Origin of the sequence: Gynurincola endophyticus (assembly GCF_003991195.1) — a bacterium.
GTDB lineage: Bacteria > Bacteroidota > Bacteroidia > Chitinophagales > Chitinophagaceae > Gynurincola > Gynurincola endophyticus.
On the sequence record NZ_RCWL01000006.1, the window covers coordinates 148,975 to 169,946 of the forward strand.

Sequence of the window (20,972 nt, forward strand, 5' to 3'; positions counted from 1 at the left end):
GTTTATGTTAAAAACATTTGTAGATCGCCCTATATTAGCTTCAGTTATCTCTATTCTGTTGATCATTCTGGGATTAGTAGGATTAAAGTTATTACCCGTTTCACGGTTTCCGGAAATTGCACCGCCCAGCGTGGTGGTTTCTTTAAGTTATCCCGGAGCCGATGCAGAAACGGTTGCAAAATCAGTATTGTTACCGGTTGAGGAAACTATTAATGGAGTGGAGAATATGACTTACATGCGTTCCAGTGCATCTAACAGTGGTTCTGGCTCCGTAAATGTATTCTTTAAAACCGGTACCAACCCGGATGTAGCCTCTGTGAATGTTCAAACCCGTATCTCAAGAGCAATTTCCTCCATTCCTGCTGAAGTAAATGAAGCCGGTATTACCGTAATGCCACGTCAGAGTGGTGTAATTATGACTATTAATATTTTTTCGGATCATCCCGATAAATTATATGATGAAACTTTTTTACAGGCTTATGCACAGATTAATCTGATCAGGCCATTGCTGAGGGTAGATGGAGTTGCTCAGGTAAGCAGGGTAGGTGCCAGGGATTATTCTATGCGTTTATGGTTGAATCCTGAAAAGTTAGCACTGTATAATCTGATTCCACAGGATGTAATGACCGCCCTGAGAGATCAGAACTTTGAAATTGCGCCGGGTAAGTTTGGTGAAACATCTGATGAAGCTTTTGAAACGGTTATTAAACACAAAGGCCGTTTAACCCAGCCGGAAGAATTTCAAACTATTGTGGTGAAATCAAACCCGGACGGCTCTGTGCTTTATCTCAAAGATATCGCCAGAGTAGAATTCGGAGCAACCAATCTGGGAAGTGATAATAAAGTAAATGGATTTCCGGGGCTTACCCTTAACATCACCCAAACCAGCGGATCAAATGCACATGACATTGATGTGGATGTTAGAAAAGTACTCGATGATTTATCGAAATCTTTCCCTGAAGGAATTCATTACGATGTTACTTATAGCGTAAGAGACCAGATTGATGAGTCAATTTCGCAGGTACAGCACACCATTTTCGAGGCCTTTATCTTAGTATTTATTATTGTATTTATATTTTTACAGGATTTCAGGTCTACACTGATTCCTGCTATTTCTATTCCCGTATCGTTAATCGGTACTTTCTTTTTTCTGAATCTTTTCGGATTTAGTCTGAATGTACTAACTATGTTTGCATTGGTATTGGCGATCGGGATTGTGGTGGATGATGCTATTGTGGTAGTGGAAGCGATTCACCAAAAGATGCACGATGAGCACCTGAAACCAAGAATGGCCACCTTAACAACAATGTCTGAAATTTCCGGAGCCGTATTATCTATTACAATGATTATGGCAGCGGTTTTTTTGCCGGTAGGTTTTATGCAGGGGCCAGCCGGAATTTTTTATAAACAGTTTGCTTATACGCTCGCCACAGCAATTCTTATATCAGCATTAAATGCCTTGACATTAAGTCCGGCACTTTGTGCCTTATTCTTACGCGCACCGGATCCTGATAAACAGAAACCTTTAAATAAGGTAGGTGCCTATAAGTTGAAATTCTTCAAAGCATTCAATGCCTCTTTCGATCGTTTAACCGGCAGGTATGTAGGGGTGGTGAAAGTTTTAATCAAACGTTCAAAACTCGCCTGGTTGGGGTTAATTGTTTTTGTTGCGATCGGTGTGGTATTGATGTCGATTACTCCAAAAAGTTTTATACCTACTGAAGATGATAGTTTTGTTACTTTCTCGCTGGCGATGCCGCCGGGTGCATCACTGGCCAGAACAACGGAAGTTCTGAAAACTGCCGAAGCCATCCTGAAACAACGCGAGGATATAGAAGGTATGACTACCGTATCAGGTTATAATGCAATCGACGGATCTGCTTCCCCGGCATTTGCAGCAGGATATATTAACCTGAAACCGCATAAACAACGTAAAGAGCTGAAAAATATAAAAGCATTTATGGATACTATCAGAAAAGATCTGGCATTCATCCATGAAGCCCGCTTTACGGTTTATCCACGCCCTACAGTACAGGGGTTCGGTGATTTCGGAGGTATTGAAATGGTGCTGCAGGATCGTTTGGGAGGTGATATCAGAGACTTTAATACGATTGCAGATACATTCATTAATAAGTTGAACCGTTTACCGGAAATCGGCTCTGCTGAAACCAGCTTTAAAGCTAATTTTCCGCAATATGAAGTGGAAATCGATGCGGTAAAAGCAAAAACAATGGGGGTGGATATAAGAGATCTTATGTCAACGCTCAGAGCATACTTTGCCAGGGTACAGGCCGGTGATTTCAGCCGTTTCGGACGCCAGTATCGGGTTTATGTTCAAGCGGATTTTGATTACCGGACAGATCCTGAATCGATAAAATCAATTTTTGTACGAAATAAGAATGGCGAAATGGTTCCTATCAGTACAGTGTTGAGTTTAAAGAAAATTATCGGACCGGAAACCATCTCAAGATATAATTTATATAATTCTATTCAGGTAAATATCAATCCGGCTAAAGGTTATTCAACAGGTGATGCCATGGAAGCTATTGAGAAGTTTTCAGAAAAAGAATTACCCGGTAACTATGGTTATGAATGGACAGGTATGAGTTATGAAGAATCACAGGCCGGTTCTCAAACAATATTGATCTTTGCATTAAGCATCATGTTTGTATATTTTTTGTTAGCAGCGCAATACGAAAGTTATGTATTGCCATTCGCAGTGTTGCTTTCGATACCGTTATGCCTTGTAGGGGTATTTGGTACCATTCTGCTGTTAGGAATAGATAATAATATTTATGTTCAGGTAGGAATGATTATGCTGATCGGATTGATGGCAAAGAATGCAATTTTGATAGTAGAGTATTCTATTCAACAACGGGCGAAAGGAATGAGCATTTATGATGCAGCTATTATGGGAGCAAAATTAAGGTTCAGGCCGATTCTGATGACTTCGCTGGCTTTTATTGCCGGTTTGATTCCGCTAATGTGGACTGTGGGCCCTTCCGCTATCGGAAACCATTCTTTAAGCTTCAGTACAGCAGGAGGAATGCTTTTTGGAGTGGTGTTAGGGGTGTTCATAATACCATTGTTGTTTATCGTATTTAAAACCTTAGATGAAAAAGTTAAGGCTTCATTCAAAGCAAAAGAACAGGCATCGTATGATTAAGAAGAGAATATATCAATATATAACAGGTTTCTTTTTATTGTTAGCCCTATGGGGGTGTAAGGTGGGTAAACCTTATCAAACTCCACCGTTGACTTTTCCCGAAAATTTCAGAGTGCCCGAAACGATGGAATTGGGTGAAGACTCGGTACAATTACAGCTAGTCAACTGGCGTCAGTTTTTTAAAGATTCTTCGTTGTTGTTATTAATTGATCAGTCGTTGAATTACAACTTTGATTTATTAACCACATTGAAGAATATTGATATCGCCAATAAAACATTGAAGCAGGCGAATGCTGCATTCCTGCCTTCAATGGATATCGGTTTGGCAAATATCAACCGGCAATGGCGTTCAGACGACTTTATGAGCACCGCAGCATCAAAATATTATGAACGCTATAATGGGGGAAATCCACCGGAAAACTGGTATATACTCACTTCACAGTATGGAACTGATTTAAGATTCAGCTGGGAAATTGATATCTGGGGCAAACTGAGGAGCGGAAGAGAAGAAGCTTTAGCAAGATGGTTTTCGACCCAGGAAGCGAAAAGGGTTTTAGAAACAAATTTAGTAGCGAATGTGGCAAAAGGTTATTTTAATCTGATGATGCTGGATGCTCAAAGAGAAGTAGCTCAAAAGAATCTCCAGTTGAACGATAGTACATTACGTATTATACGTTTACAGTTTGATGCGGGCGAAATCACTGCTCTCGCAATACAGCAAACAGAGTCGCAAAGGTTAATTGCTGCATCACTGATTCCTGAATTGGAACAAAAAATTGCTATTCAGGAAAATGCATTGCGTTTATTGGTAGGACAGTTACCTGATACAGTGTACAGAAATTCTGATATTGATAGTGTACTGATTCAAAATGAGTATATCACTTTGGGTACACCGATTGAAGTAGTTAGAAACAGACCTGATATCCGTCAGGCGGAATGGAGTTTACGTGCTGCGAATGCGAATGCGAATGTTCAGCAGGCTATGCGGTATCCGAATTTAACCCTGGGAGCTGCATTCGGTACAAACAGTATGTTTGCAGAAAACTGGTTTAATTTGCCCGGTGCAATTTTAGGAGGGTTCACCGCCGGATTAACACAGCCGGTATTTCAGAACAGGCGATTGAAAACACGGTATGAAATTGCTTTGTTAGAACGCGATAAAGCCGAAATTTCTTTTAACCGTTCTGTGTACACAGCCGTAAGTGAAATATCCAATGCATTAACCAGTATTGAAAAACAAAAATTACAATTAGACCTTACCGAGCAAAGAGTGATAACAGCAGCTCTCGCCGTTAAAAATGCCGGCTTACTTTTTAAAAGCGGCTACGCTACATACCTGGAAGTTATTACTGCACAAAGTAATGCTTTAAGAAGTGAGCTCGACCTCGTTGCGCTCAAACAAAAACAGTTAGAAGCAATTGTAGATTTATACCGGGCCGTTGGCGGTGGGTGGAATCAATAAATAATTAATAATTAAGAGTGGGGAATTAAGTGTATAAGTCAATTTTCATTTATAATTTTCCATTCTTACTATTCAATTTTTTCAATCCATTGCATTAAAAATAGCTTTCATTTCTGCAAGGTTTTTTTCATAACCGGCTTTGAAGCCAATACTTTTATAAACAAAATTACCTTCACTGTCAATGAATATTTTAGCCGGGATGGAATTGAGGTAAAATTTAGAAGAATACATATCGGAATGATCATCTATTACATGGTAAAAAGGTAGTTCATTTTCTTTTAAATATTTTTTTCCTGACTCTACCATCTTATTCAGATTACCTCTTTCCATAGTTTGTATGAAAACAAACTTAACAGTCGGGTCGTTAGCCTCGAAATATTCCTGGAGTTTTTTCAATTCGGGAAACGACATTTTACAAAAAGTGCACCAGGTAGCCCAGAAATCAATCATCAGCTTTTTGCCTTTTAAACTTTCTAACGAAACTTTTTTACCATCAATATCTACCAGATCAAATGCGGGAGCTTTAACTTTTGATAAACTATGAGTGATTAATTGAGCTTCCTGTTCCAGCAATTCTGCAAGAATTTTTCTTCTGGCCTCTTCATAATCAGAAAAGGAGGTTTTTCCTTCTTTCGTATATTGACGTACCAACGTATCCATTTTGGGATCAGGCTGGTTTCTGTAGTAAGATGCTTTCCACAAATCTTCAATGGCAGCCGTCTTGTGTTGTTCTGTTAATAAATCGAGGTAGATATCAGAAAATAAACTGAAATCTATTGTTTTATTAGCTAATAACCGGCTGAACTGTTCGGTGGCCTTTTCTTTTTTATTGAGTTGAATATTTTTCAAAGCATCAAGAAAGAGTGAAAAATCATCTAATGCTTTTTGTCTGTATTGGTAGTTTACTATATTCTCATACGGAAATCTGTTCAGTGTAATTTTGTTGGTAGATTGGATATACCGGTTTAATTGAGTGAGTTGTGATTCATTGTTTTGATGCAGAGTTGTATAGGCCATTACCACCAAAGGGCCATAAAGAGAATTGTTTTTTAACGTATTAACCGATTGTAACCATTGCAGCGCTGAATCTATTTTTTCTTCTTTTAAATATTCCTGTATAACAAGTCCGGAAAGTTCATTGATTAAATCTTCTTGTAATGATTTATTCCGGATGGTATCATAGAAATGTCTGAACTGTTGTGCTTTTTTATAAGCAGGATAAGCTTGGGAAACACTTCGTTTAAGTTGAATTTCCGTTCCGGATGCAGTAGTGGGTTTTTGTCCTGAAATACTATCCAGGTACTGATCATAACTTCTTTCCTGAAAATAATTAAATCGCTTTTTTAAGGCATCTGCCTGCATTGGTGTCAGGTTTTCCTGAGTGATGAATGTTTTCAGAAAATCAGCTCTTTCATCAATTGAATAAGTTTTGTCGAAGTAGTTTCTGATATCATAAGCTGCCAGCCATTCATTGACTTGCCAGTTTTGTTGATACAGTTCCTGATACTTTTTCAGTTCTGTATCTAAATCGGGAAAGTAGGTGTTAGGTGACCAGTTTCTTTCATTCAGTATTTTTTCAGCCAATAGCAGTATTCTGCCTGATGATTCATTTCCTCTCGTAATAGCTGTATATCCTTTTTGAAAATTATTATCAAAGTAGTCATGCTGATAAACATAAGTGTAGATAGCTTTGGCGTTCGCAGGTAACTTTACTTTGCCTTTGTACTTTTTACCCTTACGCGAAAGAAATCCGTCTACGAGCACAGGCTTTTCATCGGTAATAACATACAGGTAGGCGTAGAGTTCTTTTTTGTGATAATCATTGCGGGCAATATATTCAAGGGTCAAAGTTTTACCGGCTTCAGGAAGATCGGGTTTAAACATTAATTGCTGGCCGGATGACAGAAAGGGGAGAATTGATGCAATAAGCAAAAAGCTGCCTGTTCTCAATAAGTATATCATTGTAATTCCTTGCGTTAGATTATTGTTTGTTTATATAACCGTTAACGCAGGGAATAGTACTATAAATTTGATTTGCATCAACTGATGTGGCAGGCGACACAATGAAGTGATTATTTTATTCGATAATGCCCATTTGTTTCATTAAGAAACTGGCGTTTTTATTTTTTGCGACCCCTTTTTGTATAAGATAATTAAAATAGAGTTGTTCATTCTGAATAATACTTTCAAAACAGTAATTGGTCATTTTACCAGTGTATTGTTCTTCCAGATTACTTAGAATCAGATCGTGTGTGGCGAAAATACATAAACAGTTATGCTTCATGAGCTGTTTCATGTAGGCAGCAGAACCATTGGTTTTATCGTCGCTGTTTGTGCCTTTTAAAATTTCATCGATCAATACCAGTACAGGAAAACGATGGGTTTTAATCAGATCAATGATGTCTTTAAGCTGGTTTAATTCAGCTTTAAAATAGGAAGTGTTTTCCTGTAAAGAATCACTTACCCGGATAGAGGTTAATACTTTTAAAGGGGAAAGTGAGAATTCGCTTGCTGCTACAGGAGCTCCTAGTTGTGATAAAATTACATTCACACCTATTGTTCTTAAAAAAGTAGTTTTCCCCGACATGTTAGAGCCGGTTAATAAAACTAATTGTTCTTCTTCTCCAATCGTAAAAGAATTACTCACTGCACTGCTGATCATCAACGGGTGGAAAACATCTTTTGCACGTATACAGAGTTTTTCTCTGATAAAGCCCGGATATTGATACGTGGGGTGGTTAAAAGCAAACGTACCTATAGATACATAGTATTCTATTTTACCTATTAAAGTTTCCCATTCCTGAAAAGAAGATTGATATTCTTCTTTCCATTTTTCAACCTTCGCCAAACAATGAATTTCATAGAACAGGTAACTGTTGAGAAAGAGTTTTACCAGTAAGTTATTAGTGGCCTCTGTCATCTCAAGGTGTTTATGTAATTTAAGCAGTGCGCGATAAGCTTTTTCTGCCTGTTGATGTTCTTCTTTTAATTCATTAACCTGGCGGGTATGGTCAGTAAATGATTTTAGGATAGTACTGTACTTTTCGATATACGATTCGTATGCTGTTATTTTTTGATGTAATGAATAGCTTTTCAGAGAAAGGCGGATACTTAAAGGAAAGAATACCAGCATGGGTATTGTAGCCCATATGAAATTTTCAGTAATTATACTGGCCACAACGCATACTGCTGATATTACAGGAACGCTCCATCTCAATACATTCATATTAGCAGTACTGAAGTGTTTGGTGGTATCATGTATCCATGCCTGCATTTTTTTGAGTACAGATGCATCTTCTTCTGTTCGATAATAAGCTGCGATTTCTATATTGAGTTTCGGATGTTTTGCAACTGCTTTAACCTTTTGCTGGTCAATAAGCAATTCTTCAATATTTAAATTTGCATTGATAATGCTGTTGCTGAGTGCCGCATTACCATAGTGGGTATGGGTTCTGTTTATATAATGGAACAGTGACTTGTTACCAAAAAGGTCAAGGTCGAAGGTTGTACTGTTGAACTCTTGCAGCGATTCGCCTTTTGAGAAAAAATTATTGCCGGTAGCGAGGTTATCAGCTTCGTTTTCAATCACCTTTATCTGAGCGTTTAAGGCTTCTTTTAAAGATTGTGCATTGGCTGAAAGTTTGATTAACCAGATAAAAATGGCCACTCCTGCCAGTAATATTAAATAATGTACAGTGCTAAGCTGGTTCCATTGATGGTATACAAAATAACCCAGTAATACAAATACCAGTAAGCGGCCAAAACCTAACCAGGATATTTTAGATTTTACCTTTTTTAAAGCGATGCTTAATTCGTCTTTATAATTGTTATAGAAGTCGACAGGTTTCATGCTTAATTTTTCAATAATGCCTGATAGGTGTTGTTCGTCTGTTGTAATAAAATGATATTATCATTATCAATATACTTTTTAATCAAAGTACCATTGTAATTTCTTATTGTATATAAAGTAAGATTCTGCTGAATATTTACTTCTCCCAAAGTTGCCAGACTGGTGGCGAGGTTGGGAGTGGTGTTTTTATCGTATGTTAAACATATCTGAACAGAAACAGCCCCTACCTGTATAAGATGAGAGGTTAAATGATGATTGTCTAATATTTCATACAATGTTTGAAGCGGTTTTCCTCCCACAAACGAATAATCGGGGGTGGTAAATTCTATCAGGCATTGATGATCTTTTTTTACTATCACCGGTGGTAACCCTTTCACGGTTTGTTCACTAACCAGTGTTCCTTGTTCAGCTGGCTGTATAAAACTCTTGATATATAAAGGAATTTTCTTATCCAGTAATGGTTGAATGGTTTTAGGGTGTACAACCTGGGCTCCATAAAAAGAAAGCTCTATAACGTCCTGATAACTTAATGAGGGGATAAAATTTGCCTCATTGAATACTTTCGGATCAGCAGTCATGAATCCAGGCACGTCTTTCCAGATAGTCAGGTTTTTTGCATTTAAGGCATGGGCAAATAGTGCGGCAGAATAGTCACTGCCTTCTCTGCCAAGGGTAGTACTTTCATTCTCATCGGTAGAGCCGATAAACCCTTGTGTGATTACAGACTTTTCGCTCAGAATAGATTTTACCTGCTGGTCTACCGCATTCTGAAAGAAATCAAGATCAACAGATGCAAACCGGAATGCATCATTGGTTCTAAGAATGTCCCTTACATCGAGCCATTCGTTTTTAAAACCAATTTCGTTTAAGTAATTAGATACGATCGTTGAGCTCATGAGTTCGCCCACACAAACAATCTGATCGTAGTAGTAATCGTATGATTGAACAACCCTGTCATGCATTAACCATTCTACTTCAGTGAAAAAGTCCAGTAAATAACTCTCGGTATGGGATAACCGATCATTTAAAAGTTCTTTTGCGAGTGAGAGATGGGATTGTTTGATTTCTTCAAACAAAGCCAGCGCAGTTGCTTGTTCTCCTTTATAATATGTATTAACTACACGTTCCAGTGCGTTAGTTGTTTTTCCTAAGGCAGAGATAATAATACATACGGGATCGTTTGCGTAAGTTTTTAAAATTGATCCGACGTTTTTTATATTTTCGACACTTTGAATACTGGCACCACCAAATTTGAAAACCTTCATAAAGAAGCAGAATTATTTATATAAAAGTAAAGGAATCGGCTACAAATTTCGATAAAAAAAATGAAGTTAATACTTTCTATCAGAACCTTGTGAGGAATGTTTGATTTCATATACATTTGGTGCAAATATTCACTTTACTGCTTAAATCAAATTGTTATGAGCGCAATTAGTCGCAAAGTGCTAACATTAGATGAATTTACCATTTTACAGTTAAGAAATTTTCCAAATGCCACAGGTGAATTAAGTGGTTTGTTAAGAGATATCGGATTGGCTGCTAAACGTGTGAACGTGGAGGTAAATAAAGCCGGTTTAGTGGATATATTAGGAGATGCGGGTGCTACGAATATCCAGGGAGAAGACGTTAAGAAACTGGACGTTTTCGCCAATAATCAATTTATGGGGGTACTCAGGCACGGTATCAGCTGTGCGGGTATCGGTAGTGAAGAGTTGGATGACTTTGTGGTTTTTGATGATCCGGTTAGTGTGAACTCAAAGTATGTGTGTTTGTTTGATCCTTTAGACGGTAGCGGTAATATTGATGTCAACGTATCAATCGGTACCATTTTCTCGGTTTTCAGACGGGTTACCCCTGTAGGAACACCGGTTACTGCAGCAGATTTTCTGCAACCGGGTGTAAAGCAGGTAGCTGCGGGATATGTAATTTACGGGTCTTCCACTATGCTGGTGTATGCTACCAGAAGAGGTTGTAACGGTTTTACATTAGATCCTAGTATTGGTGAGTTTTGTTTAAGCCACCCGGATATCAAGTGCCCTGAACTGGGTAAAATTTACTCTGTAAATCATGGTAACTTCTTTCAGTATGATGAAGGCGTAAGAAAGTATATCGATGGTTGTCAGCGTAAAAACAAGTCGAATGGTGGCCCTTACACCCAGCGTTATATCGGATCAATGGTAGCTGATGTACACAGAAACCTGATTAAAGGTGGCATCTTCATGTACCCTGCCACTCAGGATAAGCCGAATGGCAAATTGAGATTACTCTATGAATGTAATCCGTTTGCTTTCATAGTAGAAGTAGCCGGTGGTAAAGCCACTAACGGCCAGCAACGTATTCTTGAAATTGTACCGACAGAGTTGCACCAGCGTTCCCCATTATTTATTGGCTCTAAGTTAATGATGGAAGAGTTAGAGTCTCATTTATAAAAAAATGCAAAAATTAGAACGTTCTCCTGTTTTTGGATCAATTTTTTATAGATTCAGGATATGAGAACGTTTTATTTATTTTTAAGCTGCCTTTTTTTGCTGACGGCCTGTGCCAGTACCGGCAAAAATACCACTACCACTACAAAAACAACTACTTCAGGTAGTTCCGGTGCTGCGGGTTCGAGGCCCATATTAACCACCAGCGTAGCCCCGGCGATCGAAAAAGAAATACTCCGTTTAGTGAATCAGCACCGCCGGTCTAAAGGGTTAAACGCTTTGGCTGACCTGGCTCCTATGTCGGTAGAGGCCCGCAAGCATTCGGCGAATATGGCTTCTGGCAAAGTGCAGTTCGGGCATTTCGGTTTTGACACCCGTCGTGATGTAGTACTGTCTCAATACCCTAAAATGACCGCATTTGCCGAAAATGTTGCTTACGGCTCCGAGTCGGCAGAGGAGGTGGTAAAGGGATGGTTGAAAAGCCCCGGCCATAAAAAAAATATCGAAGGAAACTTTACTTTATCGGGAATCGGCGTAGCGCGTAACTCAAAAAATCAATTATACTTTACACAATTATTCGCTAAATAACCAGTATCAATTAGTACCTTTCTGCCATGAAAGATGCGATTATTGTTGTACAGGATTTAGTGAAATATTATGATCACTTTGAAGCGGTAAAAGGAATTAATTTTACTGTCAGAGAAGGCGAGATCTTCGGATTGCTGGGCCCTAATGGTGCAGGTAAATCCACCACCCTCGAAATAATTGAAACACTCCGGCACAAAACAGCCGGTAAAGTATGGGTAGATGGTATTGACCTGGATGAAAACCCGCAAGCTATTAAACAAATCATCGGCGTACAGTTACAGGCGGCCGGTTTTTATACAAAAACAACGCTGGTTGAATTAATCGATTTATTTGCCGGTTTATACAATGCAACAGTTGACGCTTACCAGTTATTGGAAAGTGTACAGTTGCAAGATAAGGCTAAAGCCTATTTTAAAGATTTAAGTGGTGGGCAGAAACAACGTTTCTCGATTGCCACTACTTTAATCAACCGGCCTAAGATTATATTTCTTGATGAGCCTACTACAGGCCTTGACCCACAGGCTAGAAGAAATCTCTGGGATTTAATTCTGAAAATCCGTGATAACGGAACTACTATTATCATTACCACCCACTATATGGATGAAGCGGAAATACTTTGTGATCGGATCGCTATTATTGATGACGGTAAAATTATCGCTTTGTCTACACCTGATCAATTGATTGATCAACTGGTGGCCAGTGGTTTTGAAAAACAAAAACAGGTGAAGCAGGCAAATCTGGAGGATGTGTTTATTCAATTGACCGGAAAACAACTCAGAACAGAATAAATTATAAAGTATGAAAGATCCCCGCTATCCAATAGGGAAATTTACAGAACAGCCCTTTAGTAAAATATTATTGGAAGAAAAATTGCTGGACATAAAATTTTTGCCGCAGTTGCTGGAGAATGCCATTACCGGTTTAGACGAAGCGCAGTTGCATACGCCCTACCGGGAAGGAGGGTGGACACCTCATACCGTTGTACACCACGTAGCAGATAGTCATACCAACATGTATACCCGTGTAAAACTGGCTGTTTCAAGTGAAACAACTCCTACCATTGCTCCTTATGATGAAAATATCTGGGCCGTAATGCAGGATGCTGAAAACTTGCCGGTAAATATTAGTCTGACCTTATTACACGCGCTACATGCACGGTTGTATGAATTCCTGAGAACTTTACCTGAAGATTATTTTACTACAAAACAATATTATCATCCCGAGCGTAAAGAGTTTGACACTGTATGGAAGTGTTTACAACATTACGCCTGGCATGGAAAACACCACACCGCTCACATTACTTATTTAAGAGAAAAAATGAACTGGTAATGAAAGATATGAAATGGAAGATTCTTCAGTCTGAACAGCTGTTTGATGATTTATGGTTTAAAGTAAGAAAAGATACCTGTGAGCAACCGAACGGAAAAATTGTAGATCCTTATTATGTTTATGAATTTCCGACCTGGGTTACTGCAGTGGCTTTAACAGAAGACGGGCAAATTATTCTTGAAAGGCAATATCGTCATGCGCTCGGAGAAACAGCCTGGGAAATTCCAGGTGGTTGTGTGGATGATACCGATGCTTCACATCAGTCGGCTATCGAAAGAGAATTGCTGGAAGAAACCGGTTACCGTTTTAAAGAGTACCATTATCTGGGTAAAACATCTGCCAATCCTTCTACGAACAGTAACTGGATGCATATGTATCTCGCCACTGGTGGAAAAAAGATGGAAGAGCAGGCATTAGATGAAAATGAGGATATTGAAATCCATTTGTTTTCGGTTGATGAGGTAAAAGACAAGTTACGCGCCGGTGAAATTATTCAGAGTATGCATGTAACCTGCCTTTTTTATGCTTTAGATAAACTAGGTAGATTGATTTATTAAAATATGGAGCGGTCTATTTCTGCGATGAGGAATACACTTCCGCATATCAGAATCAGATCGTTTTCTTTTGCTGCTGCAGTAGCAAGCTGAATCGCGCCATTCACATCCGGAGCTTCTTCTCCTGCTAACTGAACGTTATTGGCTTTTTCTGCCAGTATATTGGCTGGTAATGCTCTTTGAATATGAGATTGGGTAAAGTAGTAGTGCGCTTCTTTGGGTAGCAGGCTCAATACTTTTTCCACTTCTTTATCTTTTACCATTCCGATGATAATGAAAAGTTTTTCATATCTCAGATGAACGAGTTGTTCCAGTAGTTGTTGTATGCCGTCAACATTGTGAGCAACATCGGCTACTACCAAAGGATGTTGTTGAAGTACATCCCACCTTCCTAATAAGCCGGTAACGGTTTTAACCGACTGCAGTGCTGCTTCAACAGCCTGTGCACTTATTTTCCATCCTTTTTCCGTTAATGCAGCTACGGTGGCCAGAATTGTCAGTAAGTTTTTCTGCTGGTACCACCCGTTGAGATCTAACTGGTAATAACTCACTACTTCGTTATGTTGAACAGCCACTTTCAGGTATTCGGGTGTTTGTTGTGTGGCCAGAATCTGATAGTCCTGATCGGCAAAAACAATAGTAGTATGATGAGCTATGGCTTTTTCATAAAAAACAGCTTGTGTTTCGGGATGCATTTCTCCTATAATAACCGGCACATGTTCTTTGATAATACCGGCTTTTTCTCCGGCTATAGCGATGAGCGTATCGCCCAGAAATGCCTGGTGATCAAACCCGATATTGGTGATAACGGATACTTCCGGTAAAATAATATTGGTACTGTCCAATCTGCCGCCTAATCCAACTTCCATTACAACAATGTCTACCTGTTGCTGTAGAAAATAGTCCAATGCCATAGCTACAGTCAACTCAAAAAAAGAAGGTTGAATTTCGTTGATGGCAGATTGAATCTTTTCGGTAAAGTCTACTACAAAACTCTTTTCAACCATTTCTCCGTTTACTCTGATTCTTTCTCTGAAGTCATAAAGGTGGGGAGAGGTGTACAATCCTGTTTTATAGCCGGCTTTTTGCAGAATTGCAGCCATGCTATGGCTGACGGAACCTTTTCCGTTGGTGCCGGCAATATGTACGAATTTGAGTTTCTGTTGTGGATTTCCGAGGGCGTCACAAAGTGCCATGGTATTTTTTAAATCTGCTTTATAGGCGGGTGCTCCGACTCTTGAAAACATCGGTAATTGAGAAAACAGAAATTCAATAGTTTCCTGATAAGTCATCATTTGATAAGGAAAAACCCCGAAGGAATCGGGGTTAGTTAGTCAATACAAAGTTCATTCTGAACGTTACGGTCTGAGTGGCCGGAGCACTCTCATCAACGTTTAGCTTTATGTCTTGTGCTTTTCTTTTTGCAATATTCTGAAGCGAAAGCCCACCGGTAGTTCCTTTAGGAACGATGGTAGATTCGATGGCTCTGCCATTTTGATCAAACTTAACAGCGATCATTACGATACCGCGTTCGTTAAAATCGTCGGTCATTTTAGGCCAGGTATTTACTTTTCTATTTCCGATACCTGATTCTGTTCTGATGCCAGAGCCGTTTCCTGTACCACCGCCGGTATAATTATCTGAATCCGGATTACCGCCCGGACGGCCCTGATCTCCGGTACCACCGGCAATACCCTGGTTACCACCTTTTTTGTAAGTATCGGCTTCATTACCGCCGGTTCCTGTTCCGTTAGACCCTTTGAAAACCGTTTTAGGTTTCTGAACGGGCGGGGCAGGAGGCGTTTCTACCGGTTTAGCTGTTACCTTTTTGGTAGCAACCTCTTTTTCTGCTACTTTGGTAGCGTTCGGATGAACTACTTTAGGTGCTGTTACGGTAGGAGCTTCTTCATCTCTGTCATCAGTTTCTATATCTTTCACTTGTTCGGCTACAGCGGGTGTAGGAGTAGGTGGTGTATAAGCTTGTTGAGAGCTGGGGGCCGGACTACCCGGTTCGAAGGGCTGGTCATCGCCAAAACCTTCATCACTTGATCCCAGATTTATTTCAAGGCCTTCGTCTAAAAGCAGCTCGGGCTCTTCGGGCAAGGTCCAGCGCACAAAAATAAACACGACTAATAATAAACTACAAACCAGTGCGGTATAGCCGCCGGCTTTTAAGTTTTTATTGGTTTCAAATTGGTTATTCATACGCTTTAATCATTTATATACGAATGTAATACAGTTTTTCAATATATCTCTCTAATAGGATGCAAATTAGGGGCTAATTCCATAAGGGGGGAGTGATTTTAACAGTTTTTAATAATTTACAACTCCTTCCTGTACTTCGGCATTTTTAAAGCCTTCCATCATTATTTTCATGTATTTATCTCTTTTGTCGGCTTCTTCCCACATTTCACTTGCTCCTATAATCAGGTGAGTGGGCGTAGTGAAATAGAAAAAATATTTAAGATCAAATGATAGTCTTGTTGCGTAATGTTGTGGAAGGTGTGCATGTTGTCTCGCTCTTTCTATTGCAGTTAAGCATGCTTCTTCTGAAGAATACCGTTCACTTATGAATATTTCTATTCCTTCTTCATCAGATATCTTAAACAGATAATCGCCGAAGGATAACACATATATTGCTATTTTAAGCATAGGAGTAGTTTTTGGTTTATTGAGGTTTATGTTTTCAAAAATCATTGTAAGAGTTTGTTAATTCTTCAAGTCTCATTGGGTTAGAAGGGGTGTTGATTTTACTTATTTGAAATGCAGTTAATAAACTATTAGTAATAGTTACGAGTTCACATCCTCTTTCTTTGTAAAACTCCTTCCTTAAATAACTGAGATGTTCATGAAATGTACTATCTCTACATACAATTATTAAATCGTCTTTTACATTTCTCAATAGAATTTCTCAGTTTATTTCATCACCTATTGATCACTTGGCTGATAGTGGAGGGTTGCCATGTTGTTTTCTTCGTATGGCTAATCTGAGAATATCTTTGGTGGTAGAATGAACACGGTTCTCCTTAATGGAAATATTAACCAGTTGTGAGAAAAAATTGTCTATCGGATCTCCGGCTGGCCTATGTATGATGCTTTTTAATTGTTCTGTAACGGTTTTTTGAACTGATTTATAATGTCGGTGTGTTGATAATAATTCCTGAAATACTTCCAGTTCATATAAATAGGAGCTGGTAAAAGTATCAATGCGGCTATCGCTGCTGAATTGTTCAATTACTTTTTCTATCACCATTTCTCTATTCCGTTCAAATTCATGAATAACCTGATCGGTGAGTACGATCGATTGAATGTTTTCTTTTAATAAATTGAAAACTTCCATCGGGTGGCTGTTACTCCGGTAAAAATCAAGATAAATATTGGTGTCTATAAATATTTTCATCCTGTACGGTTTTATCACTCCTGTTATTATATACGAAGTTTGTGATGGTGTGGATGTGCTTGTATCCACCCGAACCGTAAGCGAATAGGTTAAATCACTTTCTTTCCGTTGGCTAGTACGAGCCCGGCAATGATAAATCCTGCGCTGATTGCATGTAAGATGGTAAAAGGTTCTTTAAGAATGGCAATTGCTTCGATGGTACTGAAGATTGGAATCAGGTTACCGAACAGAGAGGTGGTTCCTGCTCCGAGGCGTTTAATACTACCGTTCCAGAAAAGGAATGATAAAACCGAAGTTCCTACAGCCAGGTAGCCGATGATGGATATGTTTATTGCATCCCATACAAATGGTGTGCGGCCCCCTGTTTCGAAAAGATAAGCGGGCAATAGCAGTAATGCTCCTAAGGTAAAGGTATAAGTGAGAAAAGCGGTGGGTGGTACGCCGGCCGGTTGTTTTTTTACCAGAATATTGTAGATCGAAAAAGACACCGCTGAGCCGATTACCCAGGCATCTCCTTTGGTGAATTTGAAGTGCAGTAATGTATCTATATCACCTTTTGATAATAAAATCAGGATTCCGGTGAAGGTGACGATCATGCCAATGACTCTTTGCAAATAAACTTTTTCATTCAGAAAAATACCTGCCAGCGCAATTGATACAATTGGTGTGGTAGTGGTTCCGATCATCGATAAGTTGATTGCAGGAGAAGATGTGCTGGCGATATAGAGTAATGTATTGAAAAGAGTAACGCCGAACAACCCCGTTATTGCAAAGTAAAGCCAATGTTTTTTAAGCAGATGTAAATGGGCTATATTGGTTTTAAGAAATACGACGATCATTACCACAGCAGCTACTCCCCAACGCCAGAAAGCCAAAGAAACGGGTGGAATGTTTCCAACCACCCATTTTGCTATAATAAAATTAAATGACCAGATGATAGTAGCGGCTACAGCCAGCACTACACCGATCGATTTTGCAGAAAGTTTACCCATAATTAATGCGCAAAATGTAAGTCGTAATCGCCGTTGATCCGTTCAATCGGAGGATTATAATAACCGAACTTTACATCCGGGAATTCTTCATGAATCAGTTCCTGAAGTTGTTTTACGCCCATCAGTTCGCCGGTTTCAACAATCCCGATTTTACCAAGGTACCAGTCGGGGTCGATGTTGAAATTTCGCCATTGAATCATTGTGAGGTCTGTATCCTGAATCAGTTTTCGCAGCGCTTCATATTCTTCTACCGTGTCTGTCATTCCCGGAAATACAAAATAGTTGATACTTGCCCAGCCGCCGTACTTTCTTACTACTTTCAGGCTTTCTACAATATCTTCAAATTCGTAGTTGTTCGGACGGTAGTAAGCCTCGTAAATATGTTTTTGGGCAGAGTTGGTGCTTACACGGATAGAATTGAGCCCTGCCTGGCATAATGCATCTACAGCAGCAGGTTTTGATCCGTTTGTATTGATATTGATCGATCCTTTAGATGTATGTTTTCTTATCTCGAGAATTGATTTACGGATCGTTTCCCACATCAGCAAGGGTTCGCCTTCGCATCCTTGTCCGAATGAAACGATCGGGAAAGGTGCCGACTCGAGGTGCGGTACGGTAAACTCTATAATTTCTTCAGCTGTAGGTTTGAAGGTTAAGCGATCTTGAGTAGAAACAATTTCTTCTTCCTGCGGTTGAAATGAAATACAGCCAATACAGTTGGCATTGCATGCCGGAGAGCTGGGAACCGGACATTCCCAACGGCCCATGAAATAATTACGGGCAGCAGGGCAATGATAGGTATTGCAGCAATTTTCAGCCAGGTGTTTTACCAGCCGGTTATGGGGGTAAGCTTCTAAAAATTTACCGAGGCCATTATCGATCTGTTCCTGTTCAAAACCTCCGCATTCCTGACGGATATCTTTTTCAATACGCACTGCCGGTACATAAAATTCGTTGTTGTGCCAGCCGGCTGCGGTATAGCAAAAAAGTGGAAGAGTAGGGGCTTCCGGATCTACCGTTTCATAAGCCGCCATAAACAAACCCGTGTGCGCAGGAGGAATAAATGCAGCAACGGCCCAACCTTTTTCACACAATCTCATTTCTCCGGTTTGAACATCGATTCCGATACCGCGACGGCCGGGTAATTCGTATAAATTACCGCCTGTGGGTAAAAGAATCCAATCTTCTGTGGGAATAGGAAATGCATCCCAACCCGCACGACCTACTGCGTACAAAGTCTCGTCCTCAAAAATATTTCCCTCTCCGTCAGAGTACATCAAGTAGGGAGATTGTTGTAATTGTGCCATATTTGCTTATCAATAAGGGCGCAAAAATCGTAAATTAATGGCGGATTACCTAAGGGAAAGTCTTAATTTTTGTGAAAAGTATAGTTGCAGGAAAGCGCAAACGACAGGATGGTAAAATTGTTGAAGAAGTAAATGAAGCAGTTGATTGATTTGTTTAAATAAACTGATTTTTAATTAGTTAAAGCATTTTGTTGAAGCAAAGGTTTTTGACGTGGAACGTTTTTGTGCTATTCAGGAATTAAGTGACTAACGATCTGTCTTCTTAATTCCTGAATAATTTATTTTTAAAGTTTATTCTGACAGAACTGATTAAACTCCTGTTCGGTAACCGAAGTTTTGTTGCGGTCAATGTCGAGCTGCAGCAATTTATTATTCTTAAAGTCAAGGGTCAGTATACCTGCTTTCAGTACTACATTTTCGAGCTCGTTCCAGTTTACTTCTTTTTTGGTGAGGTTATTTTTGAATTGTATGCGGTCGCCGATTTCAACGGTTTGTTGTTGAAACTGTTTTCTGTCGAACCAGGCGAGTACCAGAAAAAGTATCCCCATGAATTTGAATTCCGGCATTGCAAACCAGGTGGCTGCAATCAGCAGATAATCTAAAATGAACACCAGGTGGTTCGAATTTTTGTATTTGAGTTTCAGTATACCGATGAGCAGGGCAATAATAATTGGTCCGGCGCACAGCATTGGTAATTGTTGTGTTACCCACAATTCGTTCATGAAAAACGGAATAGAGAGTAACTGAAGGAACAATCCCATCCATACAATACCTGTTCTGGAAGATTTTTTCAGATAAATGGTATAAGCTGATTTTAACGTCATACGGGGTTTGATAAAAAACGGTTACATAATTTCCAGAGCACTCTTGCGCCCACGTTGGCATCCCAATCGGATTCGCCGTTTCCTACTTCGGAAAGGTCAAAGCCGATAATTGTTTTTCCGGCTGCTAAGATACGATGTAATAAATAATCGATTTGCGAGAGTTCAAATCCTCCCGGAACCGGGGTACCGGTATTGGGGCATAATTTAGGATCGAGACCGTCTATGTCAAAGCTGATGTAAACTTTCCGGGGTAGTTGTTCGATGATTTTATCGGTAATTTCTCTCCAGGTAGCTCCTTCAAACAGGGCTTTTTGGATCTGATTGTCGAAAAAACAGCTGATACGATCGGCATTGGCGAGCAGGTAGTCGTATTCTTCCTCACAATAATCTCTGATACCGACCTGTACGAGTTTACTGATACCAGGAATGCGTTCAAGCGCGTTATACATAATAGAAGCATGGCTAAACTCAATGTCTTCGTACGCTTTACGAAGATCGCAATGAGCGTCGATTTGCAGGATACCGAATTCGCCTTCGAGGTCATGAAGGGCCTGCATGAAACCCAGTGGTGTAGAGTGATCTCCCCCAATCAGGGCAACTTTCTTCCCTTTGGCCAACCACTCTGAAGTGGTTGCTTTTACCCATTCACGGGTTTGGTCCATAGCCAGGTTAATATCTGCCAGCCGTTCATTATCAATAGTTTTATCTTCGTATATTGATTGAATATGGGCTTCTGTGAGTGAACGGAAAAAGTCACTTTTCGATAAAATGGTTTCGTCAGGCGGAATCAGAAAAATTCCTTTTTTCCAGGCCTGGTGCGAGTCTATGTCAAAAAGGTCTACCTGTTTCGAGGCTTCCAGCATATTATAAACAGCCCTGGCGGTACCTGCACCGTAGCTGACACTCACTTCCCAGGGTACGCTGATGAGGATCAGTTCCGCGTTAGAAGCGTCGAACGGTAAACCAAATAGCGTACTATTGGCGGTACTGGGAGCGTTTGGGTTGAAGTTTTCTAATGGATTTTTAAGACTCATAGTGAACCGTTTTAGAAAATGATTGTAATAATACGTTGCC

At 39.6% G+C, this 20,972-nt stretch carries 18 protein-coding genes; 7 read left to right on the forward strand and 11 right to left on the reverse strand.

Annotated elements, in window-relative coordinates:
• The first annotated feature begins 4 nt into the window (after window positions 1-4).
• Window positions 5-3,166 carry an efflux RND transporter permease subunit gene (locus D9O48_RS12495; protein ID WP_126973315.1) on the forward strand — a complete coding sequence of 1,054 codons (3,162 nt, stop codon included), beginning with the start codon at window positions 5-7 and terminating at the stop codon, window positions 3,164-3,166.
• Window positions 3,159-4,628, forward strand: coding sequence for an efflux transporter outer membrane subunit (locus D9O48_RS12500; protein ID WP_126973316.1), 1,470 nt, complete (start codon window positions 3,159-3,161; stop codon window positions 4,626-4,628). The genes D9O48_RS12495 and D9O48_RS12500 overlap by 8 nt, the downstream gene beginning before the upstream one ends.
• Window positions 4,629-4,709: 81 nt before the next feature.
• Here D9O48_RS12500 and D9O48_RS12505 read toward each other — a convergent pair whose 3' ends face one another.
• The 3 genes from D9O48_RS12505 to D9O48_RS12515 all read right to left on the reverse strand — a co-directional run bounded on the left by D9O48_RS12505 (window position 4,710) and on the right by D9O48_RS12515 (window position 9,743).
• Entirely contained in the window at window positions 4,710-6,590 is a 1,881-nt protein-coding gene (locus tag D9O48_RS12505) for a TlpA family protein disulfide reductase (RefSeq protein ID WP_126973317.1), read from the reverse strand.
• Window positions 6,591-6,705: 115 nt separating this feature from the next.
• Window positions 6,706-8,478, reverse strand: coding sequence for a MutS-related protein (locus D9O48_RS12510; RefSeq protein WP_126973318.1), 1,773 nt, complete (start codon window positions 8,476-8,478; stop codon window positions 6,706-6,708).
• Between the two features lie 2 nt (window positions 8,479-8,480).
• Window positions 8,481-9,743 carry an aspartate kinase gene (locus tag D9O48_RS12515; protein WP_126973319.1) on the reverse strand — a complete coding sequence of 421 codons (1,263 nt, stop codon included), beginning with the start codon at window positions 9,741-9,743 and terminating at the stop codon, window positions 8,481-8,483.
• 156 nt (window positions 9,744-9,899) lie between these two features.
• On the opposite strand from D9O48_RS12515, the gene fbp reads away from it, so the two are divergent.
• Genes fbp through D9O48_RS12540 form a run of 5 tightly spaced genes read left to right on the forward strand, consistent with a single transcriptional unit; the run spans window position 9,900 to window position 13,378 of the window.
• The gene (gene fbp, locus D9O48_RS12520) at window positions 9,900-10,907 is read left to right on the forward strand and encodes a class 1 fructose-bisphosphatase (RefSeq protein ID WP_126973320.1); all 1,008 of its coding nucleotides are present in this window, start codon (window positions 9,900-9,902) and stop codon (window positions 10,905-10,907) included.
• Between the two features lie 60 nt (window positions 10,908-10,967).
• Window positions 10,968-11,492: a CAP domain-containing protein gene (locus D9O48_RS12525; RefSeq protein ID WP_126973321.1), complete on the forward strand. Its 525-nt coding sequence runs from the start codon at window positions 10,968-10,970 to the stop codon at window positions 11,490-11,492.
• Between the two features lie 26 nt (window positions 11,493-11,518).
• Window positions 11,519-12,280: an ABC transporter ATP-binding protein gene (locus D9O48_RS12530; RefSeq protein ID WP_126973322.1), complete on the forward strand. Its 762-nt coding sequence runs from the start codon at window positions 11,519-11,521 to the stop codon at window positions 12,278-12,280.
• Window positions 12,281-12,290: 10 nt separating this feature from the next.
• Window positions 12,291-12,821 carry a YfiT family bacillithiol transferase gene (locus D9O48_RS12535; RefSeq protein WP_126973323.1) on the forward strand — a complete coding sequence of 177 codons (531 nt, stop codon included), beginning with the start codon at window positions 12,291-12,293 and terminating at the stop codon, window positions 12,819-12,821.
• On the forward strand, window positions 12,737-13,378 hold the full coding sequence (locus D9O48_RS12540) for an NUDIX hydrolase (protein WP_233589241.1): 642 nt from the start codon (window positions 12,737-12,739) through the stop codon (window positions 13,376-13,378). Before D9O48_RS12535 ends, D9O48_RS12540 begins: the two co-directional genes overlap by 85 nt.
• On the opposite strand, the gene D9O48_RS12545 is transcribed toward D9O48_RS12540, so the two are convergent.
• From D9O48_RS12545 to D9O48_RS12580, 8 genes are all read right to left on the reverse strand, one after another.
• Entirely contained in the window at window positions 13,375-14,667 is a 1,293-nt protein-coding gene (locus D9O48_RS12545) for a bifunctional folylpolyglutamate synthase/dihydrofolate synthase (RefSeq protein ID WP_126973429.1), read from the reverse strand. The genes D9O48_RS12540 and D9O48_RS12545 overlap by 4 nt on opposite strands.
• 34 nt (window positions 14,668-14,701) lie before the next feature.
• Window positions 14,702-15,580, reverse strand: coding sequence for a hypothetical protein (locus tag D9O48_RS12550; protein ID WP_126973324.1), 879 nt, complete (start codon window positions 15,578-15,580; stop codon window positions 14,702-14,704).
• A 108-nt stretch (window positions 15,581-15,688) separates the two neighbouring features.
• The gene (locus tag D9O48_RS12555; protein WP_158624888.1) at window positions 15,689-16,027 is read right to left on the reverse strand and encodes a DUF1508 domain-containing protein; all 339 of its coding nucleotides are present in this window, start codon (window positions 16,025-16,027) and stop codon (window positions 15,689-15,691) included.
• 283 nt (window positions 16,028-16,310) lie between these two features.
• Window positions 16,311-16,775, reverse strand: a complete 465-nt coding sequence (locus D9O48_RS12560; RefSeq protein WP_126973326.1) for a PIN domain-containing protein — start codon at window positions 16,773-16,775, stop codon at window positions 16,311-16,313.
• A gap of 89 nt (window positions 16,776-16,864) precedes the next feature.
• Complete coding sequence (locus D9O48_RS12565; protein WP_126973327.1) at window positions 16,865-17,767, reverse strand: DMT family transporter; 903 nt, start codon at window positions 17,765-17,767, stop codon at window positions 16,865-16,867.
• A gap of 2 nt (window positions 17,768-17,769) precedes the next feature.
• On the reverse strand, window positions 17,770-19,074 hold the full coding sequence (locus tag D9O48_RS12570; RefSeq protein WP_126973328.1) for a radical SAM protein: 1,305 nt from the start codon (window positions 19,072-19,074) through the stop codon (window positions 17,770-17,772).
• 284 nt (window positions 19,075-19,358) lie between these two features.
• Complete coding sequence (locus D9O48_RS12575; protein WP_126973329.1) at window positions 19,359-19,898, reverse strand: hypothetical protein; 540 nt, start codon at window positions 19,896-19,898, stop codon at window positions 19,359-19,361.
• Window positions 19,895-20,932, reverse strand: coding sequence for an agmatinase family protein (locus D9O48_RS12580; RefSeq protein WP_126973330.1), 1,038 nt, complete (start codon window positions 20,930-20,932; stop codon window positions 19,895-19,897). The genes D9O48_RS12575 and D9O48_RS12580 overlap by 4 nt, the downstream gene beginning before the upstream one ends.
• Window positions 20,933-20,972: the final 40 nt, after the last annotated feature.

What these genes read in the sequence shown, in the direction of transcription:
- D9O48_RS12535 (WP_126973323.1), top strand. Translation starts at nt 12,291, where the DNA reads ATGAAAGATCCCCGCTATCCAATAGGGAAATTTACAGAACAGCCCTTT.
- D9O48_RS12580 (WP_126973330.1), bottom strand. Translation starts at nt 20,932, where the DNA reads ATGAGTCTTAAAAATCCATTAGAAAACTTCAACCCAAACGCTCCCAGT.
- D9O48_RS12540 (WP_233589241.1), top strand. Translation starts at nt 12,737, where the DNA reads ATGGAAGTGTTTACAACATTACGCCTGGCATGGAAAACACCACACCGC.
- D9O48_RS12505 (WP_126973317.1), bottom strand. Translation starts at nt 6,590, where the DNA reads ATGATATACTTATTGAGAACAGGCAGCTTTTTGCTTATTGCATCAATT.
- D9O48_RS12555 (WP_158624888.1), bottom strand. Translation starts at nt 16,027, where the DNA reads ATGCTTAAAATAGCAATATATGTGTTATCCTTCGGCGATTATCTGTTT.
- D9O48_RS12560 (WP_126973326.1), bottom strand. Translation starts at nt 16,775, where the DNA reads ATGAAAATATTTATAGACACCAATATTTATCTTGATTTTTACCGGAGT.
- D9O48_RS12570 (WP_126973328.1), bottom strand. Translation starts at nt 19,074, where the DNA reads ATGGCACAATTACAACAATCTCCCTACTTGATGTACTCTGACGGAGAG.
- D9O48_RS12500 (WP_126973316.1), top strand. Translation starts at nt 3,159, where the DNA reads ATGATTAAGAAGAGAATATATCAATATATAACAGGTTTCTTTTTATTG.
- D9O48_RS12565 (WP_126973327.1), bottom strand. Translation starts at nt 17,767, where the DNA reads ATGGGTAAACTTTCTGCAAAATCGATCGGTGTAGTGCTGGCTGTAGCC.
- D9O48_RS12545 (WP_126973429.1), bottom strand. Translation starts at nt 14,667, where the DNA reads ATGACTTATCAGGAAACTATTGAATTTCTGTTTTCTCAATTACCGATG.
- fbp (WP_126973320.1), top strand. Translation starts at nt 9,900, where the DNA reads ATGAGCGCAATTAGTCGCAAAGTGCTAACATTAGATGAATTTACCATT.
- D9O48_RS12525 (WP_126973321.1), top strand. Translation starts at nt 10,968, where the DNA reads ATGAGAACGTTTTATTTATTTTTAAGCTGCCTTTTTTTGCTGACGGCC.
- D9O48_RS12530 (WP_126973322.1), top strand. Translation starts at nt 11,519, where the DNA reads ATGAAAGATGCGATTATTGTTGTACAGGATTTAGTGAAATATTATGAT.
- D9O48_RS12510 (WP_126973318.1), bottom strand. Translation starts at nt 8,478, where the DNA reads ATGAAACCTGTCGACTTCTATAACAATTATAAAGACGAATTAAGCATC.
- D9O48_RS12550 (WP_126973324.1), bottom strand. Translation starts at nt 15,580, where the DNA reads ATGAATAACCAATTTGAAACCAATAAAAACTTAAAAGCCGGCGGCTAT.
- D9O48_RS12515 (WP_126973319.1), bottom strand. Translation starts at nt 9,743, where the DNA reads ATGAAGGTTTTCAAATTTGGTGGTGCCAGTATTCAAAGTGTCGAAAAT.
- D9O48_RS12575 (WP_126973329.1), bottom strand. Translation starts at nt 19,898, where the DNA reads ATGACGTTAAAATCAGCTTATACCATTTATCTGAAAAAATCTTCCAGA.
- D9O48_RS12495 (WP_126973315.1), top strand. Translation starts at nt 5, where the DNA reads ATGTTAAAAACATTTGTAGATCGCCCTATATTAGCTTCAGTTATCTCT.